At 36.8% G+C, this 15,186-nt stretch carries 17 protein-coding genes; all 17 read right to left on the bottom strand.

What is annotated here, in order from left to right; all coding sequences use genetic code 11:
* Positions 1 to 41 precede the first annotated feature (41 nt).
* Positions 42 to 539, bottom strand: coding sequence for an NADH-quinone oxidoreductase subunit I (locus QZ136_RS12840; protein ID WP_291404233.1), 498 nt, complete (start codon positions 537 to 539; stop codon positions 42 to 44).
* A 68-nt stretch (positions 540 to 607) separates the two neighbouring features.
* The gene (nuoH, locus tag QZ136_RS12835) at positions 608 to 1,645 is read right to left on the bottom strand and encodes an NADH-quinone oxidoreductase subunit NuoH (protein WP_291404231.1); all 1,038 of its coding nucleotides are present in this window, start codon (positions 1,643 to 1,645) and stop codon (positions 608 to 610) included.
* Positions 1,645 to 2,646, bottom strand: a complete 1,002-nt coding sequence (locus QZ136_RS12830) for a 2Fe-2S iron-sulfur cluster-binding protein (protein WP_291404229.1) — start codon at positions 2,644 to 2,646, stop codon at positions 1,645 to 1,647. Before QZ136_RS12830 ends, nuoH begins: the two co-directional genes overlap by 1 nt.
* Positions 2,647 to 2,660: 14 nt before the next feature.
* Complete coding sequence (nuoF, locus tag QZ136_RS12825; RefSeq protein ID WP_291404226.1) at positions 2,661 to 4,028, bottom strand: NADH-quinone oxidoreductase subunit NuoF; 1,368 nt, start codon at positions 4,026 to 4,028, stop codon at positions 2,661 to 2,663.
* Between the two features lie 83 nt (positions 4,029 to 4,111).
* The gene (locus QZ136_RS12820; RefSeq protein ID WP_291404224.1) at positions 4,112 to 4,627 is read right to left on the bottom strand and encodes an NAD(P)H-dependent oxidoreductase subunit E; all 516 of its coding nucleotides are present in this window, start codon (positions 4,625 to 4,627) and stop codon (positions 4,112 to 4,114) included.
* On the bottom strand, positions 4,620 to 5,831 hold the full coding sequence (locus QZ136_RS12815) for an NADH-quinone oxidoreductase subunit D (RefSeq protein WP_291404222.1): 1,212 nt from the start codon (positions 5,829 to 5,831) through the stop codon (positions 4,620 to 4,622). Before QZ136_RS12815 ends, QZ136_RS12820 begins: the two co-directional genes overlap by 8 nt.
* Positions 5,828 to 6,331, bottom strand: coding sequence for an NADH-quinone oxidoreductase subunit C (locus QZ136_RS12810; protein ID WP_291404220.1), 504 nt, complete (start codon positions 6,329 to 6,331; stop codon positions 5,828 to 5,830). The genes QZ136_RS12815 and QZ136_RS12810 overlap by 4 nt, the downstream gene beginning before the upstream one ends.
* The gene (locus QZ136_RS12805) at positions 6,331 to 6,873 is read right to left on the bottom strand and encodes an NADH-quinone oxidoreductase subunit B (protein ID WP_291404218.1); all 543 of its coding nucleotides are present in this window, start codon (positions 6,871 to 6,873) and stop codon (positions 6,331 to 6,333) included. The genes QZ136_RS12810 and QZ136_RS12805 overlap by 1 nt, the downstream gene beginning before the upstream one ends.
* Before the next feature lie 108 nt (positions 6,874 to 6,981).
* Positions 6,982 to 7,353 carry an NADH-quinone oxidoreductase subunit A gene (locus tag QZ136_RS12800; protein ID WP_291404216.1) on the bottom strand — a complete coding sequence of 124 codons (372 nt, stop codon included), beginning with the start codon at positions 7,351 to 7,353 and terminating at the stop codon, positions 6,982 to 6,984.
* 81 nt (positions 7,354 to 7,434) lie between these two features.
* Entirely contained in the window at positions 7,435 to 9,114 is a 1,680-nt protein-coding gene (locus QZ136_RS12795; RefSeq protein WP_291404214.1) for a hypothetical protein, read from the bottom strand.
* Between the two features lie 11 nt (positions 9,115 to 9,125).
* Positions 9,126 to 10,025: a substrate-binding domain-containing protein gene (locus tag QZ136_RS12790; RefSeq protein ID WP_291404212.1), complete on the bottom strand. Its 900-nt coding sequence runs from the start codon at positions 10,023 to 10,025 to the stop codon at positions 9,126 to 9,128.
* Between the two features lie 11 nt (positions 10,026 to 10,036).
* A complete protein-coding gene (locus QZ136_RS12785) occupies positions 10,037 to 10,258 on the bottom strand; it encodes a hypothetical protein (RefSeq protein ID WP_291404211.1) in 222 nt (73 codons plus the stop codon).
* A gap of 6 nt (positions 10,259 to 10,264) precedes the next feature.
* Positions 10,265 to 11,089 carry an energy transducer TonB gene (locus QZ136_RS12780; RefSeq protein ID WP_291404209.1) on the bottom strand — a complete coding sequence of 275 codons (825 nt, stop codon included), beginning with the start codon at positions 11,087 to 11,089 and terminating at the stop codon, positions 10,265 to 10,267.
* Positions 11,090 to 11,128: 39 nt separating this feature from the next.
* The gene (locus QZ136_RS12775; protein ID WP_291404207.1) at positions 11,129 to 11,680 is read right to left on the bottom strand and encodes a biopolymer transporter ExbD; all 552 of its coding nucleotides are present in this window, start codon (positions 11,678 to 11,680) and stop codon (positions 11,129 to 11,131) included.
* A 23-nt stretch (positions 11,681 to 11,703) separates the two neighbouring features.
* Positions 11,704 to 12,327, bottom strand: coding sequence for a biopolymer transporter ExbD (locus QZ136_RS12770; protein ID WP_291404205.1), 624 nt, complete (start codon positions 12,325 to 12,327; stop codon positions 11,704 to 11,706).
* A gap of 84 nt (positions 12,328 to 12,411) precedes the next feature.
* On the bottom strand, positions 12,412 to 13,239 hold the full coding sequence (locus QZ136_RS12765) for a MotA/TolQ/ExbB proton channel family protein (protein WP_291404203.1): 828 nt from the start codon (positions 13,237 to 13,239) through the stop codon (positions 12,412 to 12,414).
* Positions 13,240 to 13,617: 378 nt separating this feature from the next.
* The gene (gene pckA, locus QZ136_RS12760; protein ID WP_291404200.1) at positions 13,618 to 15,165 is read right to left on the bottom strand and encodes a phosphoenolpyruvate carboxykinase (ATP); all 1,548 of its coding nucleotides are present in this window, start codon (positions 15,163 to 15,165) and stop codon (positions 13,618 to 13,620) included.
* Positions 15,166 to 15,186 lie beyond the last annotated feature (21 nt).

The following is a 15,186-nucleotide window of genomic DNA, read 5'->3' as shown; positions in this document are numbered from 1 at the left end:
TTACAGGATCCGGCTTGCCCAATTTTAAATTTATAGCGCTGTTAAACCTTCAATGGTTCTTCAACTAATTTATCTTTTCCGTAAATAAAATCTTTTCTTAAATAATCTGCGGGAACAATTGGTCCATCAAGATAAATTGCTTCTTTCGGGCAAGCTTCTTCACATAAACCGCAGAAAATACAACGCAACATATTTATTTCATACACGGCTGCATATTTCTCTTCACGATACAAAGCCTCTTCACCTTTTTGACGCTCAGCAGCAATCATGGTGATAGCTTCTGCAGGACAAGAAAGTGCGCACAATCCACAAGCCGTACAACGCTCGCGACCTTGCTCATCTCTTTTCAAAGAATGCATTCCTCTCCAATTCTCAGAGAACTCACGCTCAACTTCCGGATAGAAAATTGTTTCTTTCTTTTTGAACATGTGCTTGAAGGTAATTCCCATACCCTGAAAAATTGCCGGAAGATATAAACGCTCCCAGAAATTCATTGGCTTCTGCTCTAAGACTTTTTTTCTGTTACTTAATGGTTCCATAAACCCTAAATCCTCCTGAAAGGTTATTTTTTAATATTATTTATCTGCTTATTCAATAAACAGATGTATTATAATTTATCGTAAATCGTAATAACAATTCCTGTAATAACAATATTTGCTATTGCTAATGGGATTAAAACTTTCCATCCCAAATTCATCAACTGATCATATCTGAAACGCGGAACTGTCCAACGCACCCACATAAAAAAGAAAATAAATGCAAAGATTTTAAGTAGCAAAACACCCATGCCAATTAGTGGACCGAATAATGGTCCGGCCATGCCATTAACCCAATCCATTCCCGGATAATTATATCCACCAAAATAAAGGGTTGACATAACTGCTGAAGCAAGGAACATATTCAAATATTCAGCAAACATGAAAGCACCCATTTTAAAACCTGAATATTCGGTATGATAACCACCCACAAGTTCCGTCTCACATTCTGGTAGATCAAAAGGTGTTCTGTTTGTTTCGGCAAATGAGCACACTAAGAAAATTAAAAATCCTAATGGCTGATAAAATATATTCCAATTTATTCCATGCTGCTGCTCAGCAATTTCTTTCATGCTCAGCGTATTGGTAGTCATCAGTAAAGCAATGATTGACAATCCCATAGGAATTTCATAACTGATACTTTGAGATGCAGCTCTAATAGCCCCCATTAATGAAAACTTATTATTTGATGCCCAACCACCAATCATAATTCCATAAACTCCCAAAGAAACTACTCCGAAAATATATAGAATACCAACATTCACATCAGCAATTTGCAAACTTACCAAGCGATCGGCAATCTCAATACTTTGTCCCCATGGAATAACAGCACTCCCAATTAATGAAGTGAGTAATGCAAGCGATGGGCCCAAAATAAAGAGCGCTTTACTTGAGTCTGCAGGAATAATTTCCTCCTTAAAAAACATCTTCAATCCATCAGCTAAGGGCTGAAACATACCTCCGGGACCTGCTCTGTTTGGCCCAACTCTATCTTGAAGGTAGCCCGCAATTTTCCTTTCAGCAAGGGTTGAATAGGCTGCTATAGTTAAACTGATCAAAAATATGACCGTTACTACGATGAATTTCTCTATTATAAATGCTAGTTCCATTAAACCTTTGTTGCTCTATCAAATTCAATTTTATTCGCCTCAATCAATTTTGGATTCTCTATAATAACAGGCAAAGGAGTCATCTCATAATGATTAGACGAAATTACTGAAGTACGTGAAATATGACGCGGACCTTCAATAACCCAATCAGTGGTGTTTTTTGTATCAAAACGGCAGGTATTGCAGATGAAATCTTCTACTTCACCAAACTGATCTTTACGTCCAGTAACCCTTAATACCTCATCACCTTTATACCAAAGTGTTACCTTGCCCTTACATGTTGGGCAATCACGATGCGCATCAACCGGTTTAGTAAACCAAACTCTGTTTTTAAAACGGAAAGTTTTATCGGTTAGGGCACCTACGGGACAAACATCAATAACATTTCCTGAGAAATCATTTTCAATTGCCTTTTCTATGTAAGTTGAGATTTCAGAAGCATCACCACGCCCTAAAATACCATGAACACGATTTTCTGTTATCTGATCAGCCACATAAACACATCTGTAGCATAAAATACAGCGAGTCATATGCAATTGAATCTTGTCTCCAATGTCAATTTTCTCGAAAGTACGACGATCAAACTCATACCTAGTATCAGCAACACCATGCTCATAGGATAAATCTTGCAAATGGCACTCACCCGCTTGATCACAAACCGGGCAGTCTAGTGGATGATTGATCAGAAGTATTTCTACAACACCTTTACGTGCTTCAATCACCTCTGGAGAAGTAATATTTTCTACTTCCATTCCATCCATTACACCAGTACGGCATGAAGCTACCAGTTTGGGCATCGGACGAGGATCCTTTTCAGAACCTTTACTCACCTTTACCAAACAGGTACGGCATTTACCACCACTGCCTTCTAGTTTAGAATAATAGCACATAGCAGGCGGAACAATATCCCCTCCAATCTGACGTGCAGCATTGAGAATACTTGTACCCGGTTCAACTTCAACCGTTATCCCGTCTATAGTTACTTTAACTTTATCGCTCATTGTTAAAGAATCGTTTAATTTTGAATTTCCTCTTCCAACTTCGGCAAAGGATCAGCATAATGTGCTAAACCATAATTACCTTCCATCGCTGCCTTAGGATTTGTAACATGCCATTCAAATTCATCTCTGAAGTGACGAATTGCACTAGCAACAGGCCATGCGGCTGCGTCACCTAGGGGACAAATTGTATTTCCTTCTATTTTCTTTGAGACATCAACTAAAAGGTCGATATCACTCATTTTACCATGACCATTTTCTATACTATGGAGAACTTTTTCCATCCAGCCAGTCCCCTCACGACAAGGCGAACACTGTCCGCAACTCTCATGATGATAAAAACGTGAGAAATTCCAAGTATTTCTTACAATACATTGATCTTCGTCTAAGGCTATAAATCCACCAGAACCAAGCATAGATCCTGTTGGGAAGCCTCCATCTGAAAGTGACTCATAACTCATTAAACGTGGCTGACCATTAATAGTTTTCAGAATTAAGTTAGCAGGTAAAATTGGAACAGATGATCCTCCAGCAACAACCGCCTTCAATCTCTTTCCATTCGCTATTCCGCCACAATATTCCTCTGAGTATATAAATTCTTCTACCGGAAGTCCCAGTTCAATTTCATAAACCCCTGGCTTAGCCAAATTTCCAGAAGCAGAAATCAATTTTGTACCAGTACTTCTTCCAATTCCTACTTTGGCATATTCTTCACCACCTTCATTGATAATTGGAACAACAGCTGCTATAGTCTCCACGTTATTTACAACAGTTGGGCAACCCCAAACACCCGAAATAGCTGGGAATGGTGGTTTGATGCGAGGATTACCACGCTTACCTTCAAGTGATTCGATCAAAGCTGTTTCTTCACCACAAATATATGCTCCACCACCTGGCTGGACATATAATTCAAGATTATAACCTGATCCAAGGATATTTTTACCTAAAAAACCGGCATTTTTAGCTTCCGCGATTGCTCTTTCCAAAATCCTGATTTGGGGCATCATTTCGCCTCGCACATAGATATAAGAAGTTTTTGCACCTAAGGCAAAACTTGAAACAATCATTCCCTCAACTAATAAATGAGGAATATGAGTCATTAAATAGCGATCTTTAAATGTTCCTGGCTCAGACTCATCAGCATTACAAACTAAATAACGCTCACGTCCTTCAGGTTTAGCCAGAAAGCTCCACTTCATGCCTGTAGGAAAACCAGCACCACCTCTTCCACGTAAGCCAGAAGTTTTAACCTCCTCAACTACAGCATCAGGTGTCATCGACTTTAAAGCCTTTTCTACAGCACGGTATCCTCCATTCTGACGATAAACATCGAATGTGTGAATTCCTGGTACATTAATATTCTCTAATAATAACTTGCGAGCCATTCTTTTATAGATATGAGATGTGAGATAAGAGATGTGAGATCTGAGGTTTATAAATAAACTCAGTTGAACTCCAAATACCTATCTTATATCTTACTTTTTAAATTTTCTATCAATTTATCTACACTTTCTTCTGTTAAATTCTCATAAAAAGTATATTCAGGTCCGATTTGTAAAACAGGTGCCATTCCGCATGCTGCTAAACATTCTACCCCTCTCCAACTGAAATTGCCATCAGAAGTTACTTCACCCTCTTTCACACCCAAAGTTTTTTCAATGTGATTCATGATTTTTTCAGCACCTACTAGGCAACAAGGACCCGTACGACATACTTCCAAAACAAATTTGCCTTGTGGGCGAAGGAAAAACATGGTATAAAATGTGGCAACTTCATAAACCTCAATAGGCTTAATTTGAAGGAAGTTTGCTACTTTGTCCATAGCCTCCGGACTAACCCAGCCATATTCTGCTTGCACAAGGTGCAAGACTGGCAATAAAGCTGATTTCTGTTTTCCTTCCGGATAACGCTTTACAATTTCCTCAAACTTGCTGATCAAGTCTGCTGAAAATTCAATTTCTTTATGTTCAGTTACACTAAGCATCTAATTCTCCTGCAATTACGTTCAAGCTACTCATGTTTATTATGGCATCCGATAATAACATACCAGCGCTCATTGGGGCATACATTTGGTAATTAATGAAACTTGGTCTTCTAAAATGTAAACGATATGGTGAACGACCGCCATCATTAACTAAATAGAAACCTAATTCTCCATTACCACCTTCAACAGCGTGATAAACCTCAGTTTTTGGAGTTTCAATTTCTCCCATTACAATTTTGAAATGGTAAATCAAGGCCTCCATATTATTATAAACCTCTTCTTTTGGAGGAAGATAAAACTCAGGAACATCCGCATGGAATACACCTTTAGGTTCTTTTTCAATCTTTTGTAAAGCTTGCTCAATAATTCTCAAGCTTTGCCACATTTCTTCATTTCGAACAACATAACGATCATAAACATCGCCTGTGGTACCAACAGGAATATCAAAATCAAAATCCTGATAAGAAGAATATGGTTCGTTTACTCTAACGTCATAATCAACGCCAGTAGCTCTCAAAATTGGCCCACTCCAACTGTAATTTAAAGCTGTCTCTGGACTTACAGGAGCAACTCCTGAAGTACGCTCAATAAATATTCTGTTACGATTAAATAAACCTTCAAATTCTTTTAAAATTGGAGGGAACTTAACTAAAAACTTTTTGATTTTCGCAAACGCGATATCATTAAAATCACGCTCAAATCCACCAATTCGGCCGATATTTGTGGTCAATCGAGCACCACAAATTTCTTCATAAATTTCGTAAATATGCTCTCTCTCCTCCATCAAATAAAGGAAACCAGTAAAAGCACCAGTATCTACACCTAAAATTCCATTACAAATTAAATGATCTGAAATTCTAGCAAGCTCCATAACGATAACTCTCAGATAATCAACTCTTTTAGGAGTTTCAATACCTAATAGTTTTTCAACAGTCATGTGCCATCCCATATTGTTGATAGGAGATGAGCAATAGTTCATGCGGTCAGTTAATGGAGTTATCTGGTAAAATGGTCGGTGTTCAGCAATTTTCTCGAAGGCACGATGAATGTAGCCAATCGTTGAAACGCCGCTTACAATCCGCTCACCATCCATTTCTAAAACATTCTGGAATACACCATGGGTTGCAGGGTGTGTGGGACCAAGATTTAGGGTAATGGTTTCCTTTTGAGGGTCGTTATCTGTAAATATGGGGTGATTCATCATCTTCCGAAGAAATAATCCTTTTTATCAACACGATTTGGGTCTTCCAATGGATGCTCTCTGCGCATCGGGAAGACCGTCATATCATCAACATTTAAAATTCTAACAAGATTTGGATGTCCTTCAAAATCAATTCCGAAGAAATCAAAGGTCTCGCGTTCCATCCAATTTGCCCCTTCCCATAGGTTTGTTGCCGTAGGGATTTTGGGAGCTTTTCCATCAAGAAAAACCTTAATTCTAATACGAACATTATTTGAAAGACTATGCAAATGGTAAATAACACCAATTGAAAGTTCCTGCTCAGGGAAATGAATTCCAGTAATGTCCGTTAGATAATTAAATTTAAGTTCCTTATCTTCCTTTAGAAAGCGTAAAACTTCACTGATATTGTCGGCCGAAGTTTCAAAAGTTAAAAAGCCAAAAGGCTCCGTAGGAATAGTGATTTTATCCCCAAACTTTGAAGTTAAACTTTGTACGACTTGCTGGTTGCTTATTTTGCCCATTACTGGATTCCGTATCTAGCTAATAATTCTTTATACTCTGGTGATTCTCTTCTACGAAGCGACTCATTTTTAACCAGTTCTTGTATTTTATTGAAACCATCAATAATTGCTTCTGGACGTGGTGGACAACCCGGTACATATACATCTACCGGAATAATCTCATCGATTCCCTGCATTACTGAGTAGGTGTCAAATATTCCACCACTACTTGCACATGCTCCAACAGCGATTACCCAACGTGGTTCAGCCATTTGAAGATATACTTGCTTTAAAACCGGTCCCATTTTTTTTGCAATGGTTCCCATTACCATTAATAAATCTGCCTGTCGAGGTGAAAAACTCGGTCTCTCTGAACCAAAACGAGCAAAATCATAGTGTGAACCCATGGTAGCCATGAACTCAATACCACAACAAGATGTTGCAAATGGCAATGGCCACAAAGAATGTGAACGTGCCAAACCAACAACCTTATCCATTGATGTTGCAAAGAAACCAGATCCTTCAATACCTGGAGGCGCTTCAACTATTTTTACTTCACTCATAATCCTTTAAAAGAAAAAGCCCAATTCAGACAGGTCTGAATTGAGCCCAAATTTAAGAAATTAAATGCTTTCAATTTTTTAAACCAATATTTAGAACCAGTCTAAATACTACTCCCAATCCAGTGCCTTTTTCTTAATAATATAGATGAAGCCCAGCAAAAGAGTGCCCATAAATACGAACATCTCAATTAATCCATTAACTCCAAATTCTCTAAAATTTACAGCCCATGGATACATGAAAATCACCTCAATATCAAAAAGAACAAAAAGTATTGCTACTAAAAAATATTTAATAGAAAATGGCTGACGCGCATTCCCTACAGACTTAATCCCAGATTCGAAGGCTACTAACTTATCAGATGTTTTACGTTTTGGCCCAATTAAATGGGTAAGAGTCATAGTTAAACCTACAAAACCTAGCGCCACAATAATCTGAAAGATTATTGGTAGATAACTTAATGATGTGCTTTGTGCTTCCATAATGTATAATACGCTGCAAATATATAAAAAAAGAAGCCCCTAAACAATGTTCAGGAGCTTCTTCAAAAATATTTTTTACTATTAATTTAAGCTGGCAATAGCTGCTACAGACTCTTTAGCGGTGACGTTTGCGGGATCCAGCAATAAAACCTTATCGAAATAATCTTTTGCCTTCACTTTGTCTGAGTCCTTTCTTAGGGCTACAGAACCTAAATAGTTATAAGCTTCGATTAATCCTGGAGTACTCTTTGCCGCCAATTCAGGCTTGTCAATAGTTACAAGCTTAACATAAGTTTCATAATAAGGTACTGCTAAACCCTGAGTATCATTTTCATCTAAGAGACGATTAATTCTACCTCTATACTGCCAGCCAGCTTGTGTTGTTGGAGATCTCTTAACAAGGAAACTAAATGCGGTATCTGCTTTTACTAAAAGATCCTTTGGAGGATTTAATTTAGCCGCATTTTGTGCACCATAGGTAAAGTAGTAAGACATCCCTAAATAATAATAATCAAGTAATGCCCTTTCAGGGTTTTTAATTGCTATCTCATAGGCACGAGCAGCATCAACATACTTTTTACCCTTGTATAGCGCTTGTCCAATTTCACTCATTACTACTGCATTAGTAGAATCCATGGATACAGCCTTTTCAATATTTGCCAAACCTGCTTGGAACTGAGTGGTATCTTTCATTTGAGCTCTGCCTAAGTATAAGAAATCCTGAGAAATCAAACGAGTAGGTTCAACTTTAGCAATAAAGTCCTTAAGTGCTTGTGCACTTGAAGTGAAATTACCATTTTCAAAAGAAGAGTAAGCAAGATAACGTAATACCCTCGGATTTACTTTATCCAATTTAGCCATTTCGTTAGCTTCAGCTTCTAAAGCCTTAAAATCTTTTGCCAAGTATAGAAAATCTGCGTGGCGTAAGCGAGAATCCAATGAACGGTCTGTTAAATCCATGTATTTCTCATAAGACTGCAATGCCTGCTTTATACGTCCTTCATACTCCTTCTGAGAAGTCCATGCCCATTGATAATAAGTTTCAGCAAGTTCTCTGTAAGCCGGTCCATAATTAGCATCCAAAGCAATAACACTATTAAATTCAGCAATTGCCTCCTCAAATGCCTTAGACATTTTATTGATTTTACCTAACTCAATTTTTGATCTCAAAAAGGTCTTATCCAAATCAAAAGCAGTCCTGTATGCACTAAAAGCTTCACTATTTTTCATTTCTGAGCGATAAGCATCGCCTAAAACTAAAAATAGTTGAGCATCTTTCTCATTCAATAATTTAGCCTTATTAAGATGCACTAAAGCATCTGCGATCATTGGCTTGGGAGCATTTACATAAGCACGTCCAATATAAAGATCTGTTAAATGGTCTTTCTTCTTGGTAAGCGCAATAGCTTTATCAAAATTAGCCTTTGGATTTGCCTTTTTAGCAAGATCTACAGCACCTAAACCCACAAAATTCAATGCATATTCAGCATTAGCACTGATTCCCTTTTCAAAAACAGCTTTAGCAGAATCAATATAATCGGGACGAATATTAATTGTTGAGGTGGTTAGGTATAAATTACCTAAATAAAAAAAGTTCTCAGGATTAGTAGCTTGACTACTAGTCAATGTGTTTAACATTGCTTTACCCTTTTGATACTGCTCTGCATCAATAGCCTTTCTAGCATCAGTTAAACTCTGCGCAAAAACCAAAGAACCTAAAAAAACTAGACCCAGAGTCATCTTAACTGCCTTATTCATCATTTCAATATAATTTAATTTACAATATTAATCTCTCGTGAGGGAATGCTATCAGGTAAAAGTCCTGATTTTAATACAATCCTTTGACCACGATCTCCAGTAATAAAGGAGGCAAATCCTGTGCCTAAACCAGCACCACCTTCACAATTTATAACATACAATGATCTTGTAAGAGGATATTTCTCTAAAGCAATATCATTTTGATTAGGCTTATAATAAGCATCCGAACCAGGTTGGCCAGCTATATTTTTAACACCTAATATCTTTAAATCCGCTACAATGGGTTCTAGTTCTACTGGAGGTTGCACCATCCAATTAACTCCTACAACACCAATTGAACCAGGATTGTCATTTACATAATTAATAACATCAGCATTCGACTTTAACGCATATATGCCCGTTGCGGGAAGTTTGTCAATAGCAGCCAATTCTTTAAAATATCTGACTGTACTTGAATTAGCATTATCAAAAACTAGACTTTGAAGTGAAGATTGCTCACCCTTCAAGATTTTAATGATATCTGCCACATCCACATTAGCATATTTCGAAGAATTGTGCGTGATCAGCGCAATTCCATCAATCGCAAATCTGTTTAAGCGAATTTTAATATTTTTTGATTCAAAATGCTTTTTTTCATCATCTTTTAGCAAGCGCGAAAGAATAGCAACTTGAATACTATCAGCTAAAAACAAATTTAATAATTCATTTTCAGATTTTAGAACTAAATCAATTTTTGCATTGGGATAGGTGCTTTCAAAAAGAAAAGCCTGATCCTCAATAATTGGAGCAAAAGATTCATCGACTAATATTTGCTCTTTGCCACTGGTATATGACTGCTTTTCACTCGGTTTACTCTGACATGAGATAAGCAGAATAAAGCCAAAAACGTAAAGTACGGAAACTAACCTTTTCATGTCATTTATTATTAAGAACGAAGTAAACGAACAAATCTGATAAATGAATAAACTATAAGCAATATAGCAAAAGCTAGCCTATATTCAAAGGATAAACTTATCGGAAAATCTTCCCAAAAGATAATAGCAACACCTAAAGCGAAATAAAGGGCAAACATCCCTAGCCCTAAAATAAACAGAAATCGCTTTGCGGGCGATTTCTGTTTGAACTCTTCTTTTTTTAAAAAAGACATTTTATTCTATTGTGCTGCCAATTGGAAGAATATAGGCATAGTGTAGGCAACCCTTACTGGTCGACCATTTTGAATACCTGGTTTCCAAGCTGGTGCATTTTTCAATACACGAACCGCTTCTTCATCGCAACCACCACCGATACCACGCAATACTTTGACATCAGTTAATTGGCCATTTTTCTCCACTACGAAACTCATAATTACACGACCAGTGATATTATTTTCACGAGCAATAGGTGGATACTTTAAATTTTTTCGAAGATATTTTCCCCATCCCTCAGTACCACCAGCAAACTCGGGAAGTACCTCAACACTAGCGAAATCTTTAATGCTGTTATCTTCAGTTACTTCTGCTTGCTTCGGAGCTTCACCAACAGGTTCATCGATTACGATGTCTGCATTTGGATCACCCTCAATAGTCTTCTGACCAGGATCAGCCACTTTCAATTCTTCAACTGTTGGTGGTTCTTCATCTCTAACCTCTTCTGCCGGTACAACTACTGGAGGAGGAAATTTGATCTGATCGATCTTTGGTTTTGGAGGTTCAGGAGGTGGCGGAGGCAACTCTTCCTTATTTATTGGAGGAGGTGGCTGCAATACAACTTCTGTTACCTGGATTTGCTCATCCTCTGGCAATATTCCGGAGATATATTTAATAATTAATGGTAACGAAACCACAATTATAAATAACAATGAACCAATAATAACAGCACGGCTAGTAGTTTTGGAATTATCTTTCCTTAACTCATAAGCACCATAGCTCTTATTTCTCCCGGCAAAGATTACATCCAGCCATTGGTTATTGAATAAATCTATTTTAGACCCTAACATATAATTAATCTTTAAAGGGTAAATATTTGTTTAAAATAATTATTTGTAGAGACCATCACGTTTTAACAAAGCAATATCCGGGTCAGAAATTTCAACTATCGCATATCTTTCAATATTTGATACTTTCATTTCATCAAGGATGTCTACAAAATTTCTATAATTTGATTGTGCACTTGGTTTGATCAAAACGATTAAGCCCTTACTTGGATCACCAGTGGTAGCAATAACTTTTTTCGAATAATCGACTAAAGCCTTTCTTATGCCATTTCTGCCATAATTATCAACCTGAGGAGCAGTTAAAGGTTTGTCAACAAGCCCCATATACCACTCTAAACGATTATTAGCGCCTAAAAGTATGGTCATTGTTCTATTATCAGCAATGGTTAATTCCTGCTGATCGTTTTTTTCCTTATCAGGCATGGCTAAATCCATTGCCTGAGGTTTAGCCAGCGTAGTGGTAAGCATAAAGAAAGTGATAAGAAGGAAAGCTAAATCCACCATTGCAGTTAAATCCACACGTGTTGATTGCTTTTTACTTCTTACTTTCCCGCCTTTACCTTTACCCCCGCCGGAGGTATCTAATTCTGCCATCGCGTTTTATATTTATTTACGAGTTATTCTTCGCTTCCCCTCAATGAGGTTATCAAACTAAATTTGTTAATATTCTGATCCTGAAGGATATTCAATACTTTTTTGATTGAAGGATACTCTTCCCTTGAATCACCTTTGATACTGACACGCATATCAACATTATTGAGCTCTTTAGTTGCATAACGTGCTGACAAAAGCCAGTTGTGCAATTCGGATGGACGATCACCTACTGAATCAGTAGGAATTCCTGGCTGTAAGCCCTCTGCGTTACGCTCATCACCTTTCAACATAATGATTTGCTTAAGATTCCCAATAGGAACTCCAAAACTCTCCATTAGAGAAAAACGCATTTTTTCTTCATCGGTAAACGTAATCTGATACTTTTCGCCCATTAATTCTAATGTACGAATTCTAATCGGTTGTCCCGGAACTCCAAAAAATACTTTTTCTTGTCCAACAGTTAATGTAGCAATATCTACATCCGGCAACTTGAACTTAACTGTTGATGCCGGAGTATCAACTGGTAGCGGTTCTGGCTGACGTGCTGTTGCTGTAAGGATAAAAAACGTAAGCAACAAAAACGCCACATCACACATTGCTGTCATGTCGATAGCTGTACTTTTTCTGGCAACTTTAATTCTTGGCATTGCTTATTTTTAAATTAATAACTAATTAATATAGAGTTGAAATATTCCGGGTTAGTTAAAACCCGGAATAAAAATCAAATTCTATTATTTATGAGTACTTGCATACGTTTGAACGATAGAGAAACCAGCCTCATCAATAGCGTATGTCAATTTATCAATTTTTGAAGTAAACAAGTTGTACATGATAATAGCAACAGTTGAAGTAGCAATACCTGTAGCAGTGTTAATCAATGCCTCAGAAATACCATTTGCAAGTGCAGCTTGATCTGGAGAACCTGCAGTTGATAATGCCGCGAAGGCCTTAATCATACCTGTTACCGTACCCAATAGACCCATTAATGTACCAATAGAAACTAAAGTTGCAATAACTGTTAAGTTTTGCTCCAACATAGGCATCTCTAAAGCAGTTGCTTCTTCGATATCTTTCTGAATAGCAAGACATTTCTGCTCAGTATCCATTTTGGTTTCAGTTTCCATTTCCTTATATTTCTTTAATCCAGATTTGATTACGTTAGCAACAGAACCCTCTTGCTTATCACACTCAGAGATAGCTGAATCAATGTTTCCAGTGCTAATAAAACCTTGAATTTTCTTAACAAAAGCATCAATATTTCCTTTACCAGTAGCTTTACCAATAACGAAGAAACGCTCGATAGAAAATACAATAACCATTAAGAATAATCCCATTAACATTGGAACTACATAACCGCCTTTGTAAACCATACCAAAGTAGTTTCCAGGTAGTGGATGACCGTTTTCAGGATCTCCACCTTCAAAATTAGATGCATCACCCATTACGAATTTCCATAGAAGTACTCCGACAAGGATACACATCACGATAGACATACTTGCAAAAATGCTTGAACCAGAGCTTTCTTTCTTAGCTGTTGTTGGTTTTGGTGCGTTCGCCATTTTTTTAAAATTTAGTTTTAGTTGTTGATTAGATAATAGACTTGATTAATTTTTATTTAGTAATGTTTTTCTAACAATAATTTTTGATAAATATATAAAAATACTTTTGTCACCATCAAAGGTTAACAAAAATATAATTTTAGAATAAAAAAAAACTTTTTGAATATTTTTTAATCCTGTTAATTCAATCCTGTCAATGCCACTCCCTAGAACCTAGCAAGATATTGCTATTCTAAAAGAAGATCGCCCTTAATTACCAGCAATCGTTTTACAATAAAAACTATTTTTTATTGTAAATGCAAATTTACATTGCAATTTTTAATTGTAAATAAGGAAGAATTGATGAAATTAAACAATAACTTACACATAATCAATAGATTAAGAATATTGTTTAAAATTTGATACAAATGCCTCTGCTAAACTATTTGCGGTCTGATTATAAGCATTTTTGTCTTGCCAAGTATTTATAGGATTTAAAATATGGGATGGAACACCTGGGCAAATGGTAGGTATTGCCAATCCAAATAAAGGATGTTCCTCAAATTCAACATTTTTTAATCCGCCATTCAATGCTGATTTAATCATAGCTCTGGTATAAGAAAGCTTCATTCTTGAACCAGTACCATATCTACCACCTGTCCAACCAGTATTAATAAGCCAAACATTAACATTAAACTTCTCAATATTCTGCGCTAATAATTCGGCATATTTTGAAGGATGAAGTGGCAAAAAAGCTTTACCAAAGCAAGCAGAAAAGGTTAATTGAGGCTCTGTTACACCGGCTTCTGTTCCGGCTACTTTTGCGGTATAACCTGAAATGAAATGATATTTAGCCTGCTCAGAATTTAATTTAGATATTGGAGGTAAAACACCAAAGGCGTCTGCTGTTAGAAAAAATATGTTTTTAGGGGCAGAAGCAATTGAGGGGATTAAAGCATTTTCTATATAATGTATTGGATAAGCTACTCTCGTATTTTCAGTTTTATCAATATTCCCAAAATCAACGGTTCTACTATCTTTTTGAAAATTAACGTTCTCTAATAATGAACCAAATCTTATGGCATTGAAAATCTGAGGCTCCTTTTCAGGATCTAGGTCGACACATTTTGCATAACAACCCCCTTCAAAATTAAAAATACTTTCCTGACTCCATCCATGCTCATCATCGCCAATTAATTTGCGATCTGGATCCGCAGAAAGAGTTGTTTTACCAGTCCCCGACAATCCAAAAAACAATGCGGTATCCCCATCTTCCCCAATATTAGCAGAACAGTGCATTGAAAGTACTTGATGATAATGTGGCAAAATGAAATTTAGAACCGAAAAAATACTCTTTTTTATTTCACCTGTATATCCAGTACCGCCAATCAGAATTGTTTTCTTGCCAAAATTAATAATGCAGAAATTAGCTTGCCTAGTGCCGTCAATCTCAGGATTTGCCTTAAATCCCGGCGCAGCAATTATGGTCCACTCGGGAATAAACGCACTGTTTACGCCCTTAGGCCTTAGAAATAAATTATTTGCAAATAAATTTTGATAGGCAGTTTCTGTAACTACTCTTATGTTTAAACGGTACTCTTCGCTAGCACAAGCATAAGCATCTCTTACAAAAACTGCCCTTTCGGAGAGATAGCTTGTTACTTTATCAAATAAAACATCAAATTTTAATGCATCAAATTTAATATTTACTTCACCCCACCAAACTGATTGCTCAGTAATTTCATCACAAACTATGAATCGATCACGTGGCGAACGACCAGTAAACTCGCCAGTATCTGCCGCTAGTGCACCATTTTCAGCTAGTATGGCTTCACCATTAGCTATTGAGTTTTCAATTAATTCGGATGGAGATAGCTGATAATGAATAAATGATGCCTTCTCAAGCTTCAAATATTGTAGATCAGGGGGAGATTTTGTTAGCTTCATTCTAATCGTTAAATTATCATA

Source organism: Daejeonella sp., assembly GCF_017495225.1.
Lineage (GTDB): Bacteria > Bacteroidota > Bacteroidia > Sphingobacteriales > Sphingobacteriaceae > Daejeonella.
This window is presented reverse-complemented; position numbering and strand designations above follow the sequence as displayed.